Source organism: Kitasatospora cineracea (genome assembly GCF_003751605.1).
GTDB classification, from domain to species: Bacteria; Actinomycetota; Actinomycetes; order Streptomycetales; family Streptomycetaceae; genus Kitasatospora; species Kitasatospora cineracea.
This window is the reverse complement of record NZ_RJVJ01000002.1, coordinates 1510968-1534915: the sequence shown is the minus strand read 5'-3', so window position 1 is coordinate 1534915 and position 23948 is coordinate 1510968. Positions and strand designations below refer to the sequence as shown.

Annotated in this window: 20 protein-coding genes and 1 pseudogene; 7 read left to right on the top strand and 14 right to left on the bottom strand. The window is 75.8% G+C overall.

The features are described 5' to 3' along the window. Positions 1–134: 134 nt before the first annotated feature. The 3 genes from EDD39_RS33040 to EDD39_RS33030 all read right to left on the bottom strand — a co-directional run bounded on the left by EDD39_RS33040 (position 135) and on the right by EDD39_RS33030 (position 3385). Complete coding sequence (locus EDD39_RS33040) at positions 135–1373, bottom strand: HRDC domain-containing protein (RefSeq protein ID WP_123563067.1); 1239 nt, start codon at positions 1371–1373, stop codon at positions 135–137. Between the two features lie 256 nt (positions 1374–1629). Continuing rightward, on the bottom strand, positions 1630–2370 hold the full coding sequence (locus EDD39_RS33035) for a response regulator transcription factor (protein ID WP_030459687.1): 741 nt from the start codon (positions 2368–2370) through the stop codon (positions 1630–1632). 361 nt (positions 2371–2731) lie between these two features. After that, a complete protein-coding gene (locus EDD39_RS33030; RefSeq protein WP_123563065.1) occupies positions 2732–3385 on the bottom strand; it encodes a DUF3000 domain-containing protein in 654 nt (217 codons plus the stop codon). A gap of 186 nt (positions 3386–3571) precedes the next feature. Here EDD39_RS33030 and hemE point away from each other — a divergent pair, with 186 nt between their 5' ends. Further along, positions 3572–4651 carry a uroporphyrinogen decarboxylase gene (gene hemE / locus EDD39_RS33025; RefSeq protein WP_123563063.1) on the top strand — a complete coding sequence of 360 codons (1080 nt, stop codon included), beginning with the start codon at positions 3572–3574 and terminating at the stop codon, positions 4649–4651. Positions 4652–4912: 261 nt separating this feature from the next. Here the strand turns inward: hemE and EDD39_RS33020 are convergent, their stop codons facing one another. Beyond that, a complete protein-coding gene (locus EDD39_RS33020; protein WP_208765701.1) occupies positions 4913–5584 on the bottom strand; it encodes a response regulator transcription factor in 672 nt (223 codons plus the stop codon). Further along, entirely contained in the window at positions 5512–6822 is a 1311-nt protein-coding gene (locus EDD39_RS33015) for a sensor histidine kinase (protein ID WP_123563061.1), read from the bottom strand. The genes EDD39_RS33020 and EDD39_RS33015 overlap by 73 nt, the downstream gene beginning before the upstream one ends. A gap of 131 nt (positions 6823–6953) precedes the next feature. On the opposite strand from EDD39_RS33015, the gene EDD39_RS42355 reads away from it, so the two are divergent. Together EDD39_RS42355 and EDD39_RS33000 are read left to right on the top strand one after the other, a co-directional pair. Further along, positions 6954–8804: an FtsX-like permease family protein gene (locus EDD39_RS42355; protein WP_123563049.1), complete on the top strand. Its 1851-nt coding sequence runs from the start codon at positions 6954–6956 to the stop codon at positions 8802–8804. 331 nt (positions 8805–9135) lie between these two features. Further along, entirely contained in the window at positions 9136–9414 is a 279-nt protein-coding gene (locus EDD39_RS33000) for a hypothetical protein (RefSeq protein WP_123563047.1), read from the top strand. A gap of 19 nt (positions 9415–9433) precedes the next feature. Here the strand turns inward: EDD39_RS33000 and EDD39_RS32995 are convergent, their stop codons facing one another. Then, positions 9434–10423, bottom strand: coding sequence for a DUF4349 domain-containing protein (locus EDD39_RS32995; protein ID WP_123563045.1), 990 nt, complete (start codon positions 10421–10423; stop codon positions 9434–9436). A 184-nt stretch (positions 10424–10607) separates the two neighbouring features. Here EDD39_RS32995 and hemG point away from each other — a divergent pair, with 184 nt between their 5' ends. Both hemG and hemQ read left to right on the top strand, forming a co-directional pair. Further along, a complete protein-coding gene (gene hemG / locus EDD39_RS32990) occupies positions 10608–12011 on the top strand; it encodes a protoporphyrinogen oxidase (protein WP_123563043.1) in 1404 nt (467 codons plus the stop codon). After that, positions 12008–12718, top strand: coding sequence for a hydrogen peroxide-dependent heme synthase (gene hemQ, locus EDD39_RS32985; RefSeq protein ID WP_123563041.1), 711 nt, complete (start codon positions 12008–12010; stop codon positions 12716–12718). Before hemG ends, hemQ begins: the two co-directional genes overlap by 4 nt. A gap of 34 nt (positions 12719–12752) precedes the next feature. Here the strand turns inward: hemQ and EDD39_RS32980 are convergent, their stop codons facing one another. From EDD39_RS32980 to EDD39_RS32965, 3 genes and pseudogenes are all read right to left on the bottom strand, one after another. Continuing rightward, entirely contained in the window at positions 12753–13508 is a 756-nt protein-coding gene (locus EDD39_RS32980) for a TIGR04222 domain-containing membrane protein (protein WP_123563039.1), read from the bottom strand. Positions 13509–13588: 80 nt separating this feature from the next. Further along, positions 13589–14635 carry a TIGR04222 domain-containing membrane protein gene (locus EDD39_RS32975; protein ID WP_123563037.1) on the bottom strand — a complete coding sequence of 349 codons (1047 nt, stop codon included), beginning with the start codon at positions 14633–14635 and terminating at the stop codon, positions 13589–13591. 33 nt (positions 14636–14668) lie between these two features. Beyond that, positions 14669–15929, bottom strand: a pseudogene (locus EDD39_RS32965) (MbnB/TglH/ChrH family RiPP precursor modification enzyme). A gap of 212 nt (positions 15930–16141) precedes the next feature. Here EDD39_RS32965 and EDD39_RS32960 point away from each other — a divergent pair. After that, positions 16142–17059 carry a GNAT family N-acetyltransferase gene (locus EDD39_RS32960; protein WP_123563030.1) on the top strand — a complete coding sequence of 306 codons (918 nt, stop codon included), beginning with the start codon at positions 16142–16144 and terminating at the stop codon, positions 17057–17059. A 94-nt stretch (positions 17060–17153) separates the two neighbouring features. On the opposite strand, the gene EDD39_RS32955 is transcribed toward EDD39_RS32960, so the two are convergent. From EDD39_RS32955 to EDD39_RS32935, 5 genes are all read right to left on the bottom strand, one after another. Beyond that, on the bottom strand, positions 17154–19241 hold the full coding sequence (locus EDD39_RS32955) for a restriction endonuclease (RefSeq protein ID WP_123563028.1): 2088 nt from the start codon (positions 19239–19241) through the stop codon (positions 17154–17156). 96 nt (positions 19242–19337) lie between these two features. Further along, complete coding sequence (gene msrB / locus EDD39_RS32950) at positions 19338–19742, bottom strand: peptide-methionine (R)-S-oxide reductase MsrB (protein ID WP_123563026.1); 405 nt, start codon at positions 19740–19742, stop codon at positions 19338–19340. A 197-nt stretch (positions 19743–19939) separates the two neighbouring features. Beyond that, positions 19940–21346: a UDP-N-acetylmuramate--L-alanine ligase gene (gene murC, locus EDD39_RS32945; RefSeq protein WP_123563024.1), complete on the bottom strand. Its 1407-nt coding sequence runs from the start codon at positions 21344–21346 to the stop codon at positions 19940–19942. A gap of 99 nt (positions 21347–21445) precedes the next feature. Beyond that, positions 21446–21910 (bottom strand): indole-3-glycerol phosphate synthase, encoded by a 465-nt coding sequence (locus EDD39_RS32940; protein ID WP_123563022.1) that lies wholly within the window; start codon positions 21908–21910, stop codon positions 21446–21448. 133 nt (positions 21911–22043) lie between these two features. Beyond that, on the bottom strand, positions 22044–22820 hold the full coding sequence (locus EDD39_RS32935; protein WP_123563020.1) for a pyrimidine reductase family protein: 777 nt from the start codon (positions 22818–22820) through the stop codon (positions 22044–22046). A 59-nt stretch (positions 22821–22879) separates the two neighbouring features. Between EDD39_RS32935 and zapE the strand changes: the two genes are divergently transcribed. After that, positions 22880–23926: a cell division protein ZapE gene (gene zapE / locus EDD39_RS32930; protein WP_162870283.1), complete on the top strand. Its 1047-nt coding sequence runs from the start codon at positions 22880–22882 to the stop codon at positions 23924–23926. Positions 23927–23948 lie beyond the last annotated feature (22 nt).

Sequence of the window (23948 nt, the reverse complement as noted above, 5' to 3'; positions counted from 1 at the left end):
TCTCCTCCCAGGGGGACATGACGATGAGCGCGCCCAGGATCGGCGCTGCTGCGCTCACCAATCTACCCGCGAGTAACAACGCCGGGCAAGGACCGTGAGGGCGGTCACGCCGCCCGGCCCGTCCCCGGCCCGTCCTAGCCCTCCGCCGCCGTCCGGAACGCCGTCGCCATGACGGGCGCGACCAGCTCGGTCTGCCAGGCCCGGGCCCCCATGGCGCGCAGGGCCGCGGCGACCGCGTCGGCGTCCGGGTGGGCCGGGGGCTCCCAGGAGACCCGGCGGACCAGGTCGGGGGTGATCAGGTTCTCCGCGGGCAGGTGGTGCTGCTCGGCGAGCGCGGTGACGGCGGCCCGGGCGCCGCTGAGCCGGGCCGCGGCGACCGGGTCCTTCTCGGCCCAGGCGCGCGGCGGCGGCGGCCCGTCGTGCGGGGCGGTGGCCGGCGGCAGCGCGGACTCGGGCAGCTCGCGGGCGCGCTCGATCGCGGTCAGCCACTGCTCGAGCTGGCGGCGGTTCACCCGGGGGCCGAAGCCCTGCACGGCGATCAGCGCGGGCGCGTTGGCGGGCATGGCGAGCGCGGCGTTCACGATGGCGGCGTCGGCCAGCACCCGGCCGGGGGAGACGTCCCGCTCACGGGCGATCCGGTCCCGGGCGAGCCACAGCTCGCGGACCACGGCCAGCTGCCGGCGGCGGCGGACCTTGTGCAGCTGGGAGGTGCGCCGCCACGGGTCGACCCGGGGGGAGGGCGGGGGAGCGGCGGCCAGCGCGGCGAACTCCTGGTGCGCCCAGTCGAGTTTGCCCTGCCGGTCGAGCTCGGCCTCCAGCGCGTCCCGCAGGTCGACCAGCACCTCGACGTCCAGCGCGGCGTAGCGCAGCCAGGGTTCGGGCAGCGGGCGGGTGGACCAGTCGACCGCGGAGTGCTCCTTGGCCAGCGACAGACCCAGCACGTTCTCGGTCATCGGGCCGAGGCCGACCCTGGGGAACCCGGCGAGCCGGCCGGCCAGCTCGGTGTCGAACAGCACACCGGGGTGCATGCCCACCTCGAACAGGCAGGGCAGGTCCTGGGTGGCGGCGTGCACGACCCACTCGGCGTCGGCGAGCGCGGCGTTCAGGCCGGTCAGGTCGGGGCAGGCGATCGGGTCGATCAGCGCGGTGCCCGCGCCCTGGCGGCGCAGCTGGATCAGGTAGGCGCGCTGGCCGTAGCGGTAGCCGGAGGCCCGCTCGGCGTCGACGGCGACCGGCCCGGTGCCGCCGCGGAAGCCCTCGACGACGGCGGCGAGGGCCGCTTCGTCCGCCACCACCGGTGGGAGTCCGTCCCTGGGCTCGAGGAGCGGTACCGGGGCGGTCTCTTCGGGGATGGAGGCTACGGCGTCGGTCACCCCCCAAGGGTACGTCGTGTGTCGCCGCCGGGAGTGTTGTCTGACTGGTCGGACCGCGTTCGGACATATGCCAACCGGGGGCGGCGGGCCGCCCCGCTCCCGGCCCGGCGGGGCGCCGCGGGGCCGCTGCCGGGTCGCCGCCGGTGCGCTGACGTCCCGTCAGGGCGGGGCGGCGACCCGGGCGCGGGGCGGGGAGGACGCACGACGGCGGCCCGGAGGAAACGTTCCTCCGGGCCGCCACCAGGGACGATGCGGGTCAGTGAATGATGCCGGTGCGCAGCGCCACCGCGACCATGCCGGCCCGGTCGCCGGTGCCCAGCTTGCGGGCGATCCGCGCCAGGTGGCTCTTCACCGTCAGCGCCGAGAGGCCCATCGCCACGCCGATCGCCTTGTTCGACTGGCCCTCGGCGACCAGCCGCAGCACCTCCACCTCGCGGCCGGACAGCTCGCGGTAGGCGGACGGCTGGGCGCCGGGCGCACCCGGGGCGCCGGGGGCGGCACCGGGCTGGCCGGGGGCGCCGTGGTGGCCGGGCGCACCGGGGTGGTGGTGGCCGGGGATGCCGGGGCGGCGCATCCGGCCGGCCAGGCCGGCGCCGATCGGCAGGCCGGGGCGGCCGGGCATCGGCATGTTGGTCCGGGTGCCGGTCACCACGTAGCCCTTGACGCCGCCGGCCAGCGCCGAGCGGACCGCGCCGATGTCGTCGGCGGCGGACAGCGCCAGGCCGTTGGGCCAGCCCGCGGCGCGGGTCTCGGCCAGCACGGTCAGGCCGGAGCCGTCGGGCAGGTGCACGTCGGCGATGCAGATGTCGCGCGGGGTGGAGACCCGGGGCCGGGCCTCGGCGATCGAGGAGACCTCGATGACGTCGCGGACACCGAGCGCCCATAGGTGCCGGGTCACCGTGTTCCGGACCCGGGGATCTGCGATGACCACCATGGCGGTGGGCTTCGTCGGACGGTAGGCGACCACGTTTGCGGGGTGCTCGAGAAGGACCGACACCTGAGGCCTCCGGGGGGAGTGGCGGACGAACCCCGAGGGGGCGGTCGGAGCGTTCCGCGGCTGGAAAGGGTCACTGACACCTTCGGCATCAACCGTGCCCGGCTTTAGCGGGTGATCACGATCTGGTGAGTAACAATACGGACAAATCGCGCAGATGACCGGTACGACATGCCTGGAAATCGCACACATTCGATCGGGAACGACGCCACGGCGATCGCAAACGCGCAGGTAATTGACCAGGAGCGCGCGCGAAGTCACACTCCGTCAGCCCTGCGGGTGGCACCGGGCCCGGAGCGCGGGGTTGTCCCCCTGAGGTGTCTGCGGACCCGCCCCGGGAGCGCCCGGGACGGCTGACGGGAGGTCAGTGCGAATTGCGCGGCCGGCGGCGGGCCGGCATCGGCACCACCCCGCCCAGCGCGCCCGGCCCGTCGGCCGGCAGCTGGGCCGGCGCGGACGGCGGCAGCCCCGCGCACCCGCACAGCAGGTCGGCCCACGCGGCCAGGTGCCGCTCGAACCGGCGGTCGGCCGGCGTCCAGGACGCCCGCAGCTCGATCTCGGTGGACGAGCCGCGCTCGGCCAGCGCGCCGAAGTACTGCGAGTGGCACCTGGTCACCGTGCCGGACGGCTCGGCGTACCCGGCGGCGTGCGCCTGCAGCGCGTCCAGCAGCCAGCTCCAGCCGACCTCGGACAGCACCGGGTCGCCCGCCATCTCCGGCTCCAGCTCGGCCCGGGTCATGGTCACCACCCGGAAGTCGCCGTTCCACGCCTCCGGCGCCGACGGGTCGTGCAGCAGCACCAGGGTGCCGTCCGCCAGCTCCTCGCCGTCCACCTCGACCGAGGCGGAGAGCGCGAAGGAGTACGGGGCCAGCCGACGGGGGGCGGGCTGCGGGGACAGCCGTACCTCGGGGCGCAGCCGCGCCCCGGTCAGCGCCTCGACCGCGTCGCGGAACTCGATCGGCGCCGACTCCCTGCCCGTTCCTCCACCCTGCGCGGATTGCCCGCCGACCGCTGCCATGACCGGAAGCCTAGGCGGCGCGGACCCGCAATCCGAGCACTTTCGTGCCTCCGGCGTGCCGAGAACCCGGAAATCGAGCGGGCCGCGGGCGCCGCCCCGGCGGGCACCGCCCGAGGTGTCCGTTTTGCCTGGCCGGGCCGCCCGCGCGGGCCGGGGGCCCGCCGGCCGCGTGCGAGGATGTGACCCGTGAGTGAGACCCCCGCAGCCCAGTCCGGTCAGCGGCCCCGCGGCGCCGCGTACGACTCCGTCTTCCTGCGCGCCGCCCGCAACGAGCCGGTGCCGCACACCCCCGTCTGGTTCATGCGACAGGCCGGCCGCTCGCTGCCCGAGTACCTGAAGGTCCGCGAGGGCGTCCCGATGCTCGACGCCTGCACGCAGCCCGAGCTGGTCAAGGAGATCACCCTGCAGCCGGTGCGCCGGCACAAGGTGGACGCGGCCATCTTCTTCTCCGACATCGTCGTCCCGCTCAAGGCCGTCGGCATCGACGTCGAGATCAAGGGCGGCATCGGCCCGGTCATCGCCGACCCGATCCGCACCGCGGCCGACCTCCAGCGGCTGCGCCCGCTCGAGCCCGACGACATGCCCTACATCACCGAGGCGGTCGGCCTGCTGGTCGCCGAACTCGGCGCCACCCCGCTGATCGGCTTCGCCGGCGCGCCGTTCACGCTGGCCAGCTACCTGATCGAGGGCGGCCCCTCGAAGTCGTACGAGAACACCAAGGCGATGATGTACGGCGCCCCCGAGCTGTGGGCCGAACTCGTCGACCGGCTCGCGCAGATCACCTCCGCCTTCCTGAAGATCCAGATCGAGGCGGGCGCCTCGGCGGTCCAGCTCTTCGACTCCTGGGCGGGCGCGCTCGCCCCCGACGAGTACCGCCGCTCGGTGATGCCCGCCAGCGCGAAGGTCTTCGACGCGGTCGAGCCCTACGGCGTCCCGCGGATCCACTTCGGCGTCAACACCGGCGAACTCCTCGGCCTGATGGGCCAGGCCGGCGCGGACATCGTCGGCGTCGACTGGCGCGTCCCGCTCGACGAGGCCGCCAACCGGGTCGGCCCCGGCAAGGGCCTGCAGGGCAACCTCGACCCCGCCGTCCTCTACGCCCCCACCCACGTCGTCGAGACCAAGGCCCGCGAGGTCCTGCACGCCGCCCAGGCCCTCGGCGGCAGCCACCACATCTTCAACCTCGGCCACGGCGTCATGCCCACCATGGACCCGGACGCCCTGACCCGGCTGGTCGCCTTCGTCCACGAGGCGAGCGCCCGCTGAGGGCGGCGCGACCAGCGGCGCGGGGGACGGTGCGGCCCTGATCCCGCGCCCCCGGCGGGGGCGCTGGGCCCGGTCCGGCCGATCTTGCCGGGCGCGCGACGCCGGATCTCCCCCAGCCCCAAGGGGGGCTGGGAGGTGCCCCCTTCGCCTGGAAGCACCGGCCCGACACCCGAGTACATCCAGTACGAGGGCGTCGGCCCGGCACTCCCAGCCGGGCGCCCACTGCCGCGCGCCGATCCGACAAGACCGACCGGACAGGACCTAGCCGTCCGTGCCGAGGAGGGCGAGGACGGCCAGGACGCGGCGGTGGGTGTCCTCGGCCGGGGGCAGGTCGAGCTTGAGCAGGATGTTGCCGATGTGCTTGGAGGTCGCGGCCTCCGAGACCGTCAGGCGGCGGCAGATCTCCGCGTTCGAGCAGCCCCGGGCCATCAGTTCGAGCACCTCGCGCTCGCGCGGGGTGAGCCGCTCCAGCGGGTCGCGGCGGCGGGCCAGCAGGCGGCGGACCACCTCCGGGTCGACCACCGTGCCGCCCGCGGCGACGGCGTCGACCGCGGCCAGGAACTCCTCGACATGGCCGATCCGGTCCTTGAGCAGGTAGCCGACGCCCGAGCCGTCGCCGCTGGCCAGCAGGTCGGCCGCGTACGAGCGCTGGACGTACTGGCTGAGCACCAGGACCGGCAGGGCCGGCTCCTCGGCGCGCAGCCGCAGCGCGGCGCGCAGGCCTTCGTCGCTGCGGCCGGGGGGCATCCGGACGTCGGTCAGGACCAGGTCGGGGCGGTGCTCGGCGACCGCCGCGAGCAGGGCGTCCGCGTCGTCGACCGCCGCCGCGACGGTGTGGCCGAAGCGCTCCAGCAGGCCGATCAGGCCCTCGCGGAGGAGGACGGAGTCCTCGGCGAGGACGAGGCGCAGCGGGCGACGGTCGTCGGGGTGCACGGGATCTCCACACGCAGCAGGGTCGGGCCGCCCGGCGGGCTGCTGACGGACAGTCTGCCGTCCACCACCGCGACCCGGTCGGCCAGCCCCGTCAGCCCGGTGCCGGCCGCGGCGTCCGCCCCGCCCGCGCCGTCGTCCGAGACCTCCAGCAGCAGTCGGCCGCCCGACCAGCGGCCGTGCACCCGGGCCGCCGAGGCACCGCCGTGCCGGGCCGCGTTCGCCAGCGCCTCGGCGACCGCGAAGTACCCGGCCGACTCGACCGCGGTCGGCAGCCGGCCCGGCAGCGACACGTCCACCGCGACGGGCAGTACCGAGCGGTCCGCCAAGTCCGTGCAGGCGTCCGGCAGGCCGCGGTCGGCGAGCACCCGGGGGTGGATGCCGTGCACCAGCTCGCGCAGCTCGGCCAGCGCCGCGTCCGCCTCCGCGTGGGCCGCCGCCAGCCGGCGGGCCAGCGGGCCGCCCGGCGGCGCGTCCAGCCGGGCCAGGCCCAGCGACATCGACAGCGCGACCAGCCGCTGCTGCGCGCCGTCGTGCAAGTCCCTTTCTATTCGGCGGCGTTCGGCCTCGAACGCGTCCACCAGTCGGGCCCGGGAGCGGACCAGCTCGCCGACCCGCTGTTGACCGCCCGCCAGCAGCCGGGCCAGCGCCGCCCGGGCGCCCGCCGCCACCGTCAGCGGGTAGCCCGCCAGGGCCAGCAGCGCCGCGCCCGCCGCCGCCACCGCCCAGGCCTGGCCCGGCGCGTGCAGCTGCCACACCTTCAGCACGTTCACCTGCTCGCCGTCCAGGGCCAGTTGGAGCGGCGTCGTCACCAGCCAGGCCGGCAGCAGCAGCGCCCCCGCCACCACCGAGAGCTCCACCGGCCAGAGCAGGAACGCCGACAGCGCCGCCCCGCCGGCCTCCCGCCACGTCGCCGCCTCGCCGTACCGGACGCGCAGCCAGGCCCGCGGGCCCGGGCCGTCCGGCACCCGGTGCGGATCGGCCACCGGCGCCCCGCCCATCCAGCGCACCAGCCGCCGCTCCCACGCCCCGGACACCAGCCCCGCCAGCGGCAGCGCCGCCAGCAGCGGCACCCCCACCAGCAGTACCGACAGCACCCCGCCGACCGCCGCCCACAGCAGCAGCACCGCGCACAGCACCGCCCCCGACAGCCCGCACCCCAGCAGGTACGCGGCCGAACGCCACGGCCAGGCCGTCAGCGGGAACCCCGGCCGGCGCAGCGCTCGCCAGCAGTCGGACATCCGGCACCTCCCTCCACGAGACGGTCCCACCCTAGGAGCCCGCCCGGCCCGTGTCGGTAGGGCTGTCTCTACTCTTCACGGTGGACCGGGCATCACTGCGCGGACGGCTCGCCGCCGGTTGGCTCGGTCCCATGACGACCGCACTGACCAGGATCGCCGTACGCTCCCTGCACGCCGGACGGACCGCCCTGCTCGGCGCGTTCACCGCGCTCGCCCTCGGCGTCGCGCTGATCGCCGCCACCCTGCTCGGCCTCGCCGCAGCCGCCGGCCTGCCGCCCGGCGAGGACCGCACCGCGTTGACCGCCCAACTCGGCACCACCTGCGGGGTCAGCCTGTTCACCGCCGGGTTCGTGGTCGCCTCCACCTCCTCCTACGCGATCGCCCGGCGCCGCCGCGAGTTCGGCCTGCTCCGGCTCGCCGGGGCCACCCGCGGCCAGCTCACCCGCACCGTCCTGCTGGAGTCCCTGCTGCTCGGCCTGCTCGCCGCCGCCACCGGCTGCGCGCTCGGCCGGGCCGCCGCCCCCGTCCTGGCGCACGCGCTGAGCGCCGCCGGACTCGCCCCCGCGGGCTTCCGGACCGCCGCCCCCGGCTGGCCGCTGGCCACCGCGTTCTGCGCCGGCCCGCTGGTCGCCCTCGCGGGCACCGCGGTCGCCGCCCGGCGGGCCGGCCGGGTCCGCCCGCTCGAAGCGCTCCGCGAGGCCGACGTCGACCTGCAGGTGATGACCGCCGGCCGCTGGACGGCCGCCCTCGCCCTGCTCGGCACGTACGCCGCCGTGGTGGCCGCCGCGCTCGCCGACGACCCGGCCGAACTGCTGCACCGCAAGACCTACACCCTCCAGCCGATGCTGCTGATCGCCGCCCTCGCCCTGCTCGCCCCCGTGCTGGCCCGTCCCCTGCTGCGCCTGCTCACCCGCCCCGCCGTCCGGCCGCCCCGGCTGGTCCGGGCCGCCGCGCTCTGCGGCCTGCGCCGCACCGGCGCCACCGCCGCCCCCGTCCTGCTCGTCGTCGCCCTCACCGGCACCCTGGTCGGCGTCCCCGCCGTCATCGCCGGGGCCCGCGCCGCCGAGGCCCGCGCCCGCACCGCCGCCGACCTGCTCCTCACCCCCGGCGCCGACGGCGCCGACCGGCTGCTCGCCGACCTGCGGGCCCTGCCCGGGGCGGTGGTCTCACCGAGCGCCGCGACGCCGCTCGCGGTCGTCGAGGGCGACGGGACGGCCGTCCGCGCCGAGGGCAGGGCCGTCGCCGACCCGGCCGCGCTGACCGCCACCACCCGGCTCCCCGTCGCCGCCGGGGACCCCGCGACGCTCGACGACGACGGCGTGGTGCTCGCCGAGGAGTGGGGGGATCCGCGGGTCGGCGACCGCGTCCGGGTCGTGCTCGCCGACGGCACCCGGCGCGAACTGCGGGTCGCCGCCGTGCTGCGCGACGGGACGGGCGCCAACCCCGTGTACGTCACCCCGCGCAACGCGCCCGGCGCCCGGACCGACCGGATCGACGTCCTGGGCGCCCCCGCCGGGGAGGCCGCCGCCCTCGCCCGGACGCACGGCGCCGCCGTCGAGACCCGCGCGGCCTGGCTGGCCGCCCACCACCCGGCCGACGACCCGCAGCGGATCCGCCGGATCGCCGCCGTCCTCGGCCTCGCCCTGCTCTACACCGCGATCGCCCTCGCCCACACCGCTCTCACCACCACCACCGACCGCCGCCGCGAACTCGCCCGGCTCCGCCTCGTCGGCACCACCCGCGCCCGCGCCGTGCGCCTGGTCGCCACCGAGACGCTCCTGGTCACGGCGGTCGGCGCCCTCCTCGGCACCGCCGCCACCACCACGGCCGCCGCCCTCCACCGCGCGGGCGCCCCCGTCCCGCTCACCCTCCCCTGGGCCGCCCTGGCCGCCACCGCCCTGCTCTGCGCCCTGGTCACCGTCCCCTGCGCGGCGCTCGCGGCGCTGCGCGCCACCAGAGGCCGGGCGGTGGAGGGCTTCTAGTGCCGCGTCAGGCAGCCTTTGCCGTGAAGGAGCGGCTCCCCCAGCCCCGAGGGGGGCTGGGAGGTGCCCCCTTGGTGCGTGCTCTCGGCGTGCCGGCCGGAAGCCCTCGTACTGGATGTACTTGGGTTTTCGGCCGGTGCGGCGAGAGTGCGTGCCGGGCGTCGCGACGGGCGAAGGTTGCCTGACGCGGCACTAGCGCCCGTCGTCGGTCCCTCGCCCGCCGCGCGACGCCCTCCCCGCGTCCTCCCCGCCCGTCCGACCCCCGTTCTCGGGTCCGGCCGTTTACGCGGCGCTCCCGGATGGCTACGGTGGATCACGGGGAGGGGGTGTCATGAGCTGTCTGCTGATGCTGCTCGGCTGGGCCGGGATCGTGTGGATGTTCGTCATGGGCGTCTTCGGCGACGACTGGTCGCTCGCCGGCCTGGTCATGCCGCTGTCGGGCTTCGTGCTGTTCGTCGCGAACGAAGTGCGCCGCGGCGAGATGCGCCGGGAGCAGCAGGCCGCCGCCGAGGCGGGGGAGCGCCGCCGCCGGGAGGAGGCGGAGCGGGAGGCCCCCGCCGGGCCCCCGGCCCGCCCCGACGGGGACGGGCCGGACGCCGCGGCCACCTGACCGGCGCCGCCGCCCCGGGTCACGCCCCGCCGCCGGTGCCGCCCTCCCCGTCGGTGTCCGGGGCGTGCGTCGGACGGGGCGGGACGGCGGGGGAGCCGGTGCGGCGGGCGCGCAGGCGGCGGCGGAGCAGCCAGCCGAGCGGGGCCAGCAGGACCAGGAAGGGAGCCAGGGCGGCCAGCACCATCAGGACGGCGCGGACCAGGGTGACCAGGGCGTGCCAGCCGCCGGAGAGGGCGTGGCCGACGGAGGCCCAGAAACCGGTCTCCTCCTGCTTCGGCTCGACGCGGGCGGGCTGACGGGTCACCAGCTCAAGGGTCACGGTGGAGAGCGAGGTGCGGGCGGTGAGCTGCTGCTGCTGGCGCTGCAGGGACTCCAGGTCGGACTCCCGGCGGGTCAGCTCGCCCTCCAGCGACACCACCTCGGACAGGCTCTTCGCGTCGGCCATCAGCGCCCGCACCCGGTCCACGCTGGCCTGCATGGACTTGACCCGGCTGTCGGTGTCGGCGATCTGCTGGGTGAGGTCGTCGGCCTGGCTGCTCAGGCCCAGCCGGGTGCCGAGCCCGCCGAGCCCGTCCAGGGTGGCCTGGTAGGCCGCGGACGGGACCTTGAGGGTCAGCGTGGACTGCGCGGTGTCGCCCGTCCCGCCGCGCAGGTTCTCCGCGGCGACGTACCCGCCGGCCCGGACGACCAGGTCGACGGCCCTGGTGCGGGCGTCGTCGACGGCGTCGACCCGCAGCGTCAGCTTCGCCTGGTAGGCGATCTGACGGTCCGTCGCGGCCGTTGCCGCAGTTCCCGCCGTCGCCGCCGCCGTCCCCCCGGCGCCGGTCCCGGCGGTGGCCCCGCCCGAGCCGGGGGCGGCCGCCGGCGCGCCCTGCGCCTGGGCCGGGCCCTTCGCGTCGGCGGCGGCCGCCGAGCCCGACGAGCGCTCCCCGTCCGCGCTGCACCCGGCCAGCAGCAGGACCGCGGCCAGTGCCCCGGCCGCGCCCGCTCTGCGTACCCGCAGGTCCATTCGGTACCCTCCCCGTGTTCCGGGGCGCGCCGTCCGCCCGCCCCCACGGCACTGTGACGCGGCGGCTCCCGGACCGGACCCGCACCGCCGGTACCGGAACGATCACGCCGCGGACTCGCCCCGGTCTCGGGGCGCCCCGGGGCCGATTCCGGCGAACCGGATAAGGGCTGGGAGACTGGTCGGCATGGCGAAACCTCACGTCGTGGTGATCGGTGGCGGCATCGCGGGCCTGGCCGCGGCCGCGTTCCTCGGGGACGCGGCGGCGCGGGTGACGGTGCTGGAGGCGTCGGCGCGGTTCGGCGGGAAGCTGCGCGGCGGCGAGGTCGGCGGCGTCCGGGTCGACCTCGGCGCCGAGTCGATGCTCGCCCGCCGCCCCGAAGCGGTCGAGCTGGCCCGCCGGGTCGGCCTCGGCGAGCAGCTCGAACCGCCCACCACCGCCAAGGCCGCGATCTGGACCCGGGAGGGCCTGCGCCCGCTGCCCGGCGGCCAGCTCATGGGCGTGCCGGGAGACCTGGACGCGCTGGAAGCCTCCGGCGTGCTCACCCCCGAGGGCCTGGAACGGGCCCGCCACGAGCAGCCCGCCGAACTCGGCGAGGACGCCCCGATCGGCCGCTACATCGCCGACCGGCTCGGCCGCGAGGTCGTCGACCGGCTGGTCGAACCGCTGCTCGGCGGCGTCTACGCCGGGCACGCCGACGAGATCTCGATCCGCGCCGCCGTCCCGCAGCTGCTCCAACTCGCCCAGCAAGGCGGCCACTTGACCGCATCCATCCGCGAGCTCAGCAGCCGCGCCACCGCCACCGGACCGGTCTTCCAGGGCCTGCGCGGCGGACTCGGCACCCTCCCCGAAGCCGTCGCCGCCCACGACCGCGCGCACGGCGCCGACCTGCGCACCGGCCACCGGGTCGACGCCCTGCGCCGCACCCCCGACGGCTGGCTGGTCACCACCGCCGGACGCGAACTCGCCGCCGACGCCGTCGTGCTGGCCGTCCCCGCCCCGCAGGCCGCCGCCCTGCTCGCCGCCGACGCCCCCGGCGCCGCCGCCGAACTGCGCGCCGTCGAGTACGCCTCGATGGCCCTGGTCACCCTGGCCTTCCGGCGCGCCGACCTCGCCGACAGCCCGCTCACCGGCAGCGGCTTCCTCGTCCCGCCGGTCGACCGGCGCAGCATCAAGGCGTCCACCTTCTCCAGCAACAAGTGGGGCTGGCTGGAGCGCTCCGCCCCCGACACCTTCCTGCTGCGCACCTCGCTCGGCCGCCACCGCGAGGACGCCGCCCTCGACCTGGACGACGCCGACCTGGTCGCCCGCTCGCTCGCCGACCTGCGCACCGCCGTGGGCCTGCGCGCCACCCCGTACGACCACGCCGTCACCCGCTGGCGGGCCGGACTCCCGCAGTACCCGGTCGGCCACCTCGACCGGGTCGCCCGGATCCGCACCCACCTCGACGCGCTCGGCGCGATCGCCGTCTGCGGCGCCGCGTACGACGGCGTCGGCATCCCCGCCGTCGTCGCCGGCGCCCGGCGCGCCGCCGAGCACCTCACCCCCGGCACCGGCACCCCCCGCACAGAAGGGACAATGGGCTCATGACCGAAAGCACTGAGCAGCCCGTGAAGAAGAAGGCCCGCGACCTCAACCAGGTCATCCGCTACACCATGTGGTCGGTGTTCAAGCTCAAGGACGCCCTCCCCGAGGACCGCACCGCGCTCGCCGCCGAGGTCGACTCCCTCTTCGAGCAGCTCGCCGCCAAGGACGTCGTCGTCCGCGGCACCTACGACGTCTCCGCGCTGCGCGCCGACGCCGACATCCTGGTCTGGTGGCACGCCGAGGACTCCGACGACCTGCAGGAGGCGTACAACCGCTTCCGCCGCACCGGGCTCGGCCGCCACCTGGAGCCGGTCTGGTCGAACATGGCGCTGCACCGCCCCGCCGAGTTCAACAAGTCGCACGTCCCGGCGTTCCTCGCCGACGAGCGGCCCCGCGAGTACGTCTGCGTCTACCCCTTCGTCCGCTCCTACGAGTGGTACCTGCTCCCCGACGAGGAGCGCCGGGCGATGCTCGCCGAGCACGGCATGATGGCCCGCGGCTACCCGGACGTGCGCGCCAACACCGTCGCCTCCTTCGCCCTCGGCGACTACGAGTGGCTGCTGGCCTTCGAGGCCGACGAACTGCACCGCATCGTCGACCTGATGCGCGACCTGCGCCCCTCCCGGGCCCGCCTGCACGTCCGCGAGGAGGTCCCCTTCTTCACCGGCCGCCGCAAGCCGGTCGCCGAACTCCTCTCCGGCCTGTACTGAGCGGATCCCGTGCCCGCGGCCCCGTGCTCCCCCGTCAGGAGCCGAGGGCCGCGCGCAGGCGCGGGTCCGGGACGGCGGCGGGGCCGGAGATGGCGACGGCGGTGAGCAGGTCGTCGGTGGCGGTGTGGCGGCAGGGCAGGGCCCGCAGCAGGGTCTGGCCGGCCGGGGCGGCCCACGCGGTGTAGGCGTGCACGTCGACCCGGGCCATCAGGAGGGTGCCGCCGGTGAGCACCAGGGGCAGCGCGTACCAGGCGACGGCGGTGCGGGCGGCGGTGCCGTCGGGGGCGGCGAGCAGGACGGTCAGCAGCAGCATCGAGGCGGCCCCGGCCAGCGCCCAGCGGACCTGCCGGATCGCCCGCAGGGCGTGGTCGCGGACCACGGCCGGCGTCGCCAGCCCCGCCTGCGCCAGCCGGTCGCCGATGTCGCGGACGGTCGGGTGGGCGGCCAGCGCGGCCTTCAACTGGGCGGTGCGGCACTGGCCGTCGGGACCGATCGCGCCGATCAGCGCGCGCTCCAGGCGGCCGCGGCCCTGCGGGTCGACGACGGTGGTCCAGCCGGTGTGGGCGAGGTGGAGACGGCCGAGGGCGGCCATCCGGACCAGCGCCAGGTCGACCACCCGGGCCGGGCCGCCGGCCAGGTACGCGGTCTCGTAGAGGCCGACGCCGGAGGCCCGGTGGAGCGGGTGCGGGACCCGGCCGGTGCAGGCGTCCGCGATCGCGGCGACCCGCACCAGCCGGAGGCAGGAGAGCACCGCGGCGGCGCAGGACGGGATCAGCAGCAACACCCACATGCTTGCTGTTCTAGTCCTGTGCGCGCCGGAAGCGGAACGGATACCCGCGCCGCGATACCGAACTGTGACTCGAGGAACGGTCAGGACCCACCGCAGCCGCCCCCGCCGCAACTCGACCCGCAGGAGCTGGACGAACCGCAGGAGTGCGAGGAACCGCCGCACGAGTGCGAGGAGGAACCCCCGCAGGAGTGGTGCGAGGAACCGCCCGAGTGGCCGCCGGACGAGCCGCAGGACGAGGACGAGGACGACCCGCACCACACCCCGGCGCCGGCCCCGGCCGCGAAGTCCGAGCTGCTGCTGTCGGAGTTCCGCCCGCTCCGCCCGCTCTTCACCAGGCGGCCGGCCGGCGCCGTGCCGCCGCCGAGCGCCTCGCGCAGCGCCTGCTGGTCGGAGCCCTTCAGCGCGGCGGCGCCGTCCAGGGCGAACGCGCCGACCAGTTCGGCGTGCGCCCGCTCCACCTCCCGGGGCTGCCACGGGGTGCTGCCGCGCACCAGCTGCAGCTGGCGGAGGCCGGCCGGGGTGATCCGGCGCTTCGCGGGGCGGGTGGCGACCAGGCTGACCAGCGTGAACAGGGTCAGCACGCCGAACGGGAAGAACGGTGGCACGGTGGAGTCCCGGCCGGGCGAGTCCAGCCACTGCGCGGTGGAGACCGCGCCCAGCACCAGCGTGACGACCAGCGCCAGCACCACCAGCCGCCGGGCCCGCCAGGCGGCCTTCAGCGCGCCCGGGTGGCGCAGCAGGCCGCGGGCGGCGAGCCCGTCGCCGATCCGCTGCACCTCGGGGCTGCCCGGCACCGAGGCGCGCAGCACGGACAGGTCGCGCCCGGCCCGGCCGCCGACCGCGGTGATCAGGACCCGTTCGACCGGGTCGGTGGTCCGGTCGGCGGTGACGGTGACCCGGTGGGCCCGGGAGACCACCACCCGGCCCTCGCGCTCCATCCGGACCAGCGCGGTGTCGACGACCCGGGCGGGCCCGCCGGCCAGGAAGGCGACCTCCAGCAGCGGCAGGCCGCGTCCGGGCAGGCCGCGCGGGTCGGTGACCCGGGTGCTGCGCCGGTTGAAGACGGCGGCGACGGCGATCGAGCACACGACGAGCGCGAACGCCAGGACGAACCGGAAGCTCCACATCCCCCGTGGTTCCCTTCTGTGCGGTACGGACGGTTACGGGTGCGCCTTGGCGGCGCGGTCGCGGTGCGGCAGCAGGCGGCTCCACCGGGAGGCGGCGGGGTGCAGCAGGCGGCGCAGCGCGGGCCGCCAGTCGGCGTCGGGGCCGCTGTCCAGGGCCCACTCGGCGAAGGCCCGGGCGTCGGCCCGGTAGCCGCCGGTGAGCGGCCGGCCGGCGGCGTAGCGGGCGAACAGCGGGGCGAAGTCCGCCCCGAGCAGGTCGGGCAGTTCCGGCATCAGGTGGCCGACGGTCTCCCGGCGCTTGGCGAGCAGGCCCGCGGCCTGGACGCGCAGCTGCCCGGGGTCGAAGCCGGCGGGGGCTGGGCCGCCGGCCGTCAGGGCGGCCAGCAACTCCTCCTGGCGGTGCGCCAGTTCGACCCGGGCGAGGGCGAGTTCGGCGTCGGCGCGGTCGCGGATCAGGTATTCGTGGTGCTCAGACACGGGCGGCTTCCCTCCGGTGCAGGCGCTGGACGCGGCGGATGGCGTCGAGTTCGGCGGACAGTTCGGCGGGCGGCGGGTACGCGCCGTCCCGTTCCAGCAGCACCCCGGGCGGGTCGGTCCGCTCGCAGAGCGCGGCCAGCACCTCCAGCACGGGCGCGGTGACGGGGTGGGTGTGGGTGTCGTGCCAGACGCCGTCGCGCTCGACGCCGCCGGCCACGTGCACGTAGGCGAGGGCCTCCAGCGGCAGCCGGTCCAGTTCGGCGGCCGGGTCGACGCCCAGGTTGACCCGGTTGGTGTGCAGGTTGGCGACGTCCACCAGCAGGCGGACGCCGGTCTGTTCGACCAGTTCGGCGAGGAACTGGGCCTCGGTCAGCTCGTCGCCCGGCCAGGCCAGGTGGGCGGCGATGTTCTCCAGCGCCAGCGGCACCGGCAGCTCCCGCTGGGCGATCCGGACGTTGGCCACCACCACCCGCAGCGCGGCCCGGGTGCGCGGCACCGGCAGCAGGTGCCCGGCCTCCAGGCCGCCCGCCCGGACGAACGCCAGGTGCTCGCTGACCAGCGGCGACCCGAGCGCCTCGGCCACGCCCGCCAGCCGGGCCAGCCGGGCCGGGTCCGGTTCGGCGGCGTCCCCCAGCCCGAGCGAGACGCCGTGCGGGACGACCGCGACCCCGCGGGAGCGCAGCTCGGCCAGCGAGGGCGGCAGGTGCTCGGCGCAGACGTTCTCGGCCACCACCTCCACCCAGTCGAGGCCGGGCAGCCGCTCCACCGCGGTGTCGATCTCGGGACGCCAGCCGAGGCCGGTGCCCAATCGCGGAATATCGGACGAAGACATATTCCACCCCCTTTCCGTCGGGCCTTTCGGACCGCCCGACTCCCCGTTGCCGAGGGTGTATCCACCGCGCGCCGATGCCAAGCGGGACACCGGAAACTCAGAGCTGAACTTGAGGTTTCAGCTTCACTGAACGCACACGCGCGCGGGGGGGAAATTCGGCGGCGCGCGGACGAACGACTGGCTAACGTGACATGCCTATGACTTCCACGCCGTACCGCATCCGCCCGTTCGCATCCGCCGACGCCCCCGGGGCCGCCGAGGCCCACCGGGCCGGCCGCCCGCACCTGGTCACCACCCCCGAGGTGGTCGCCTGGCAGGCCGCCCTGCCGCACTACCACCTGCTGGTCGCCGAGCGCGCCGGACAGGTCGTCGGCACCGCCCGGTTCGGCCCGGTGACCGAGAGCACCACCCCCCACCAGGGCTTCCTCAACGTCAGCGTGCTCCCCGAGCACCGCGGCGCGGGCATCGGCACCGCCCTGCTCGCCGCCGCCGAACGGGACCTCGCCGCCCTCGGCACCCGGGACGCCCACGGCTGGGCCGACGACACCCCCGAGGCGCTCGGCTTCGCCGCCGCCCGCGGTTACCGGCGCGGCCGCCCCGGCCGCTTCTCCGGCCTCGACCTCACCGCCCCGCTGCGCCCGCTGCCGCCCACCCCGCCGGGCGTCGAACTGCGCACCGCCGCCGACTTCCTGGACGACCCGTACCCGATCTACCTGGTCGACATCGACGGCGCCCGCGCCGAACCGGGAGACCTGGTCCTCGACGACCAGCCCTACGAGGGCTGGCTCGCCGAGATCTGGCAGCGCCCCGACCAGGACCACACCCTCACCGCGGTGGTCCTCGCGGACGGCGAACCGGTCGCCTTCTCCGCCGCCCAGACCGACGGGCGGAGCACCTACTGGTCCTCCTTCACCGCGACCCGCTCCACCCACCGCGGCCGCGGCCTGGCCAAGCTCGCCAAGGCCCACTCGCTGCACCGCGCCAAGGCCCGCGGCCTCACCGCCGCGTACACCCAGAACGACGAGGGCAACGCCCCGATGCTCGCCATCAACGACTGGTTCGGCTACCGCGCGTGCGCGGCGGAGTGGAAGCACATCAAGGCGCTCGGCGGGTAGCCGCGCGGCGGCACCGCGGGCGGCGGCGGGGCCGCGGGCCGGGCGGTGGTCCGCCGCCTCCGCGCGCTTCCCGCCCCCGGTTCCCGCTCCGCCGCTACGCGACGTCCACGCCGTGGGCGCGGGCCAGGCCCGCCAGGCCGTCGGACCAGCCCTGGCCGACCGCGCGGAGCTTCCAGCCGTCGGCCGGGTGCCGGTAGACCTCGGCGACCAGCATCGCGGAGACCGCCGGGTCGGCCGGCGGGCGGAACAGCCACCGGCCGCCGCCGGAGTCGAGCTCCACCGCCGGGTCGACCAGGTCCGCGCAGGTGCCGTCGCCGTCCGCGTCCAGGTTGACGGCGATCGCCACCCGCCGTACCGCGTCGGGGAGTCGCGCGGTGCGGACGGTCGCGGTGCGCTCGTCCGGACGGAGCGTCACGGCGCCGTCCTCCGCGGCGGGCTGGTGGTAGAAGACGAAGTCCCGGTCGTGCCGGACCCGCCCGCCCGCGTCGAGCAGCAGCAGCGTCAGATCGGCCGCCGCGCCACCGGACCGGAACCGGACCCGGACCTCGCCGCCGGGCAGCACCAGGTTCTGACCCGGCGCCAACTCCACTGCGGAGACGGCAGGTCGGACGGACACCGCGGCGGCCGGGCCCAGCCGGCCCGGCAGGCCGTGCTCGCGCAGCAGCGCGAGCAGCATCGGGCCGTCCACCAGGGTGAGCGGCTGGCCCTCGGCGTGCTTGCGGGAGCCGGGGCCGAAGCCCGCGGTGGTCACCAGGATGCCCCGGTTGGCGCCCTGCCGGCGCATGGTGGACTCCAGGTCGCGGACGGCGCTCGGCGGCACGGTCTTCCGGTAGCGCTTGGCCTGGATGACGATCTTCCCGCCGGTGATCGGGTCCGGGTCCTCGGCCAGCACGTCCACGCCCTCGTCACCGCTGCGCGCGGTGGTGCTGGTGTGCAGGCCCCGGCGGCGGAACAGCTCGGCGATCAGCTCCTCGAACTCCAGCGGGTCCATCTCGAACAGGTCCGGCCCCTCGCCGTCCACCGCGAGCACCGGGACGGGAACGGGCGCGGGCTCGACCGAGGCCGGCACCTCGGCGACCGTCCCGCCCTTCTCCGGCCGGGCCGCGATCCGCCCGCCGAGCGCGCCGGCCAGGCACTCCAGCGGGTCCACCCGGTCCAGCGCGAGGCCCGCGAACACGTCCCGGCCGACCTCCACGGCCAGCAGGCAGCGCTCCCCCTCCTGCCCGGTCGCCGGATCGGTCGCCACCACCACGCCGTTCAGCCCCACCGAGGCCAGCAGCCCGCCGGTGTCGGCCCGGAACACCTCCGCCAGCACCCGCAGCGCGCACTGCGCCAGCACCTCGCGGTACAGCTCCCGCCGCTGCCCGACCGGCCGGGCCACCTCGTCCTCCCGGTCGTCCGACCGGACGTACCGGTACCTCGACAGGGCGGGCACCACCTCGTACGGCGGCAGCTCCCAGCGCACCACCAGCCGCCGGGCCGCGGCGTCCCAGACGGCCTCGCCGTCGGCGGGGAAGCCGTCCGGCCAGTCCTCGCGCCAGTCGACGACCGCCTCGAAGTACTCGGCGACCGCCGCCGCCTCGCCCGCCCGCAGCCGAGCCGCCAGCCGCCCCGCCTGCGCGGCCTGCCCGGCCAGCAGCCGGTGCCGCTCCACCGCCCACGCGTCGTACTGGGCACGGTAGTCGGCGAGTTGGTGCTGCCGCTGCTGCTCGGCGGCCCAGGCCGCCTGCCAGTCGTGCTCGAACCTGGCCCGGGCCTGCGCGGACTGCTCCTCCCACTGCCGGCGCGCCCCCGGGTGGTACGCCTGCGGCCCGGCCGGGGGCGGCACCAGGTACCAGTTCTGGTCCGGCATCGGCACCGGCACGCCCAACGGCCCCGGGTCGAACGGCGGCACCGCCGGACGGCCCCCCGCGACCAGCGAGAACCCCGGCCCGGCCAGCCCGGCCGCCAGCACCCCGCGCAACTCGGCCACCCGGTCGTCCAGTTCGGCACTGCGCCGGACGGCATCCGACTCCCGCCCCTGCTGGTACGCCTTCAGCGCCTCGCGCTCACCCCGCGCCGCCGCCCGCTGCGCCTCCCGCCGGGCCCGCTCGCCCTCCCGCTGCCGGGCCTCCGCCGCCCGCCGCTGCGCCTCCGCCCGGCGGTGCTGCTCGCGCTGCGCCTCCGCCAGTACCGACCACACGCCAGAACCACGCCGCCGCGCCACGCCCGCCCCACCCACGTCCAAGACCGTCCGGAAGAAGATCCAGTCTTCCACGCGGGCGGGCGGGCCCGGGCCCTACTCGGCGGGCTTCAGCGTCAGCGAGATCGAGTTGATGCAGTAGCGCTGGTCGGTCGGGGTGCCGTACCCCTCGCCCTCGAAGACGTGCCCGAGGTGGCTGCCGCACTTCTTGCAGCGCACCTCGACCCGGCGCATGCCGAGACTGCTGTCCTCCAGGTACTCCACTGAGTCGCCGGCCAGCGGGGCGTAGTAGGACGGCCAGCCGCAGTGGCTGTCGAACTTGGTCTCGCTGCTGAACAGCTCGGCGCCGCACGCCCGGCAGCTGTAGACGCCGACCGTCTTGGTGTCGGTGTACTCGCCGACGAACGGCCGCTCGGTGCCGGCCTCGCGGAGCACGTGGTACTCCTCCGGCGTCAGCTCGGCGCGCCACTCGGCGTCGGACTTCTGGACCTCGTAGCTCACGGCGACTCTCCAGCTCTCCAGCTCGGAACGGGGACTTCGGACCGTTCAGTGGACGGAGGGCGGCGTCGCGTGCCGATGGCTGTCGTCCGGACGGCTTCTCCTCGGTCGCCGTGGCTCCGCCACGGCTCCCTCGTCGGCACCGCCCGGACTCGGCCCTCGACCCGCTCCTTCTCCCGCCCTCCGTTCACCGAGCGGTCTCAGACAGCAGGTGCAACGTCCGCCAGGGCGGCCAGAATTTCCGGGCCCAGGTTCGTGACGTCGCCCGCACCCATGGTCAGCACCAGGTCGCCGGGGGCGGCCATCGCGGCCAGCAGCGCCGGGGCGGCCGCGAAGTCGTGCTCGGCGCGGACGTCGGCACCGGCCCGGCGGGCCGCGTCGATGATCAGCTCGGCGGTGACGCCGGGGATCGGGTCCTCGCGGGCCGGGTAGATGTCCAGCACCACCGAGGCGTCGGCCAGCGCCAGCGCCTGCCCCATCTCCTCGGCCAGCTGCTGGGTGCGCGAGAACAGGTGCGGCTGGAACACCACCAGCACCCGGCCCGGGCCCGCCGCCTCCCGGATCGCCTCCAGGTCGGCGGCCATCTCGGTCGGGTGGTGCGCGTAGGAGTCGATCACCTGCACGCCGCGCGCCTCGCCCTTGAGCTGCAGCCGCCGCCGCACCCCGGTGTACGCGCCCAGCGCCTTCGCCAGCCCCTCGGCCGGGACGCCCAGCGCGACGCCCGCGGCGAGCGCCGCGACCGCGTTGTGCGCGTAGTGCCGGCCGGGCACCGAGACGGTGAAGGTCAGCGGCTCGCCGCCCAGCTCGACCGTCACCTCGCTGGTCATGCCGTGCGCCGCGACCTTCAGCACCCGCAGGTCGGCGTCCTCGGCGGCGCCGACCGTCACCACGTTCAGGCCCTCCCGGCCCGCCACCCGGCGGGTCAGCTCGCGGGCGCCCTCGTGGTCGGCCGAGACCACCAGGGTGCCGCCGGGCTGGATCCGGCCGACGAAGGTCTCGAAGGACTCGTAGATCTCCTCGATCGACGCGTAGTTGGCGTGGTGGTCCAGCTCCACGTTCAGCACGATCGCCACCTCGGGCGCGTACTTGTGGAAGCTGCGGTCGCTCTCGTCCGCCTCCGCGACGAAGATCTCGCCCGCCCCGTGGTGCGCGTTCGACCCCGGCGCGTCCAGGTCGCCGCCGATCGCGTACGAGGGCTCCAGGCCCAGCTCGCCCAGGCTGACGGCCAGCATCGAGGTGGTCGTGGTCTTGCCGTGCGTCCCCGCCACCGCGAGCGCCCGGCGCCCGCCCATCAGCGCCGCCAGCGCGTCCGAGCGGTGCACCACCGGGACGCCGCGCTCCCGCGCGGCCACCAGCTCCGGGTTGTCGGCGCGGATCGCGCTGGAGACCACCACGCTGCTGGTCCCGGCCGGCAGGTGCTCCGCGGCGTGCCCGACGAACACCGTCGCGCCCAGCTCGCGCAGCGCCCGCACGGTCTCCGACTCCTTCGCGTCGGAACCCGAGACGGTCGCGCCGCGCACCGCGAGGATCTTCGCCAGGCCGGACATGCCGGCGCCGCCGATGCCGATGAAGTGCGGGGCGTGCAGGTCGTGGGCGGCGTCGTTCAAGGCTGGCTCCGTACGGGCGTGAGTGGCGGAAGCGGGGCGTCCCGTGCGTTCTGTACGTACAGAACGCACGGGACGATTCTGCCCTAACCGGGAGACCGGTCAGGCTTCGCTGGCGAACAGCTTCAGCACCGGGACGCCGACCTCGTGCCGGGCGCGGGAGGCCCAGTCCCGGTGGAAGAACTCCTCGACGAAGTGCGGCGAGGTCAGCACCAGCACCTCGTCGGCCCGGTTCTCCTCGACCACCTCGCGCAGCCGCACCAGCGGGTGCGCCCCGACCACCTCGCCGACCGCCTCCGCGCCGGCCCGCTGCAGGTGGCGCAGGCTGTGCTCGAGGGACTCGCCCGCGAGGGTCGGCGCCTCCTCCTCGCCCTCGTCGTGCTCGTGCACCGCCTTGTCCAGATGGCCGAGGGCCACGTCGTCCAGGGCGCGCAGCAACTCGTCCTGCTTGCCGCGGGGTTGCATCAGGACGACGAAGGAGACCTTCTCCTCGCCGTGGAGCGTGGTGACCAGTTCCACGTCGGCGTCGGAGAGCGCCTTTTCGATCATCAGTACGGTCTTGAACACGTGAGTCCCTTCGCTGGTGCGGGCCCCCGGGTCCGGCTCCCTGCTCCCCTCCTTCATAGTGCCCGGAGGAAGGATTCCTCACGCTGCACACGCGCCACAGCGATCACATGATCCACATCGGTCAGGATGTGTCTCAGGTGCGGGCGGGGACGCTCGGGGAGCGGTCCGGATCGGTCGGCCGCAGATAGCGGGTGAAGAGGAAACCTTTCTCCTCGATCAATGACACCAGCCGCATCGGCCGGGCGTCCGGGATTCCCGGCCCGTTCACGATCCTCGGTGAATCACCCGCCGTCACCAGGGGCGCCACCGACAGGCACAACTCGTCCAGCACGCCGCCCTCCGCGAGCTGACCGAGCAAGTGGGGACCGCCCTCCGAGAGCTGCCGGCGCCAACCACGCTCCGTGAGCGCGGCCACCGCCCGGGGGAGGTCCACCGAGCCCGTTCCTGCGGTGATCACATCGGCTGCGGCGGCGACCCGGGCGAGCTTCCCGGGCGGCGCGTCGACGGTGGTGACCACCACCGTCGGCACCAGCGGCTCGGTGAACAGCGGCGCCGACAGGTCCAGCTCCAGGCTGCGCGACACCACCGCGATCACCGGCGCCGGCGACTGGCCCGCGGCCGCCCGCCGCTCCGCGAAGTCGGGCCGGGCCCGCGCCGGCCGGTACCCCTCGGCCCGCACCGTCTCGGCCCCCACCAGCACCACGTCGCACAGCGCCCGTAGCACCCCGAAGATCCGCTTGTCCGCCTCTCCGGACAGCCCCTCCGAGAGGCCGTCCAACCGGGCCGCACCGTCCAACGAGGTCACCATGTTCGCCCGCAGCCACGCCCCGTCGTCCGGGTACGCGTACGCCTGCGCCAGCCACTCCAGGCTGCCGGGGGTGCCGGGGGTCTCGCCGATCAGTTGCCTCATGGGTCCGAGTCTCGCAGGCGGAAGCGGCGGGTCTTCCGGCGCGAGTACCCTGTTGTCTCGTGTCTGCAGCCTCGGAGTCCGATATTCATACCGCGATAGCCCTGTCCGATCGGCGTCCGGTGGTACCGGCCGAACGGCTGGTCGCGGAGATGGTGCCGCCGCCGCGCTTCGCCGGGGTGAGCTTCGGCAGCTACCTGCCGGACTCCGCGCAGCCGAGCCAGTACGAGGCCGTCCAGATCCTGGAGTCCTTCGCCGCCGGGCTGAACAGCGCCGCCGAGCCGCCCAGGCGCGGCTGGTTCCGGCGCTCGGCGCCCGCGCCCACCGGGCCGGCCGGGATCTACCTGGACGGCGGGTACGGCGTCGGCAAGACGCACCTGCTGGCCTCGCTGTGGCACGCGGTTCCCGGGCCGAAGGCGTTCGGGACGTTCGTCGAGCTGACCAACCTGGTCGGCGCGCTGACCTTCCAGGGCGCGGTGCGCACGCTCAGCTCGCACCGGCTGCTGTGCATCGACGAGTTCGAGCTGGACGACCCGGGCGACACCGTGCTGGTGTCGACGCTGCTCGGCAAGCTGGTGGAGAACGGCGTCAAGCTGTGCGCGACCTCGAACACGCTGCCGGAGAAGCTCGGTGAGGGCCGGTTCGCCGCCGCCGACTTCATGCGGGAGATCCAGGGCCTGTCCGCGCACTTCCGCCCGGTGCGGATCGACGGCCAGGACTACCGCCACCGCGGCCTGCCGGACGCCCCGCCGCCGTACGACGACGCCGAGGTGACCGCCCGCGCGGCCCGCACCCCGGGCGCCTCGCTGGACGACTTCGACGCGCTGCTGGAACACCTGAAGGAGGTGCACCCCAGCCGGTACGGCGCGCTGCTGGACGAGGTCGGCGCGGTGTTCCTGCGCGGGGTGCACCAGGTCGACGACCAGTCGACCGCGCTGCGCCTGGTGGTGCTGGCCGACCGGATGTACGACCGCGAGCTGCCGGTCACCGCCTCCGGCGTGCCGTTCGACCAGGTGTTCACCGAGGAGATGCTGCGCGGCGGCTACCGCAAGAAGTACCTGCGGGCGGTCTCCCGACTGGTGGCGCTGGCCCGGGACTCCGCCAAGTAGCACCCGCTCTGTCGGTGGCCGG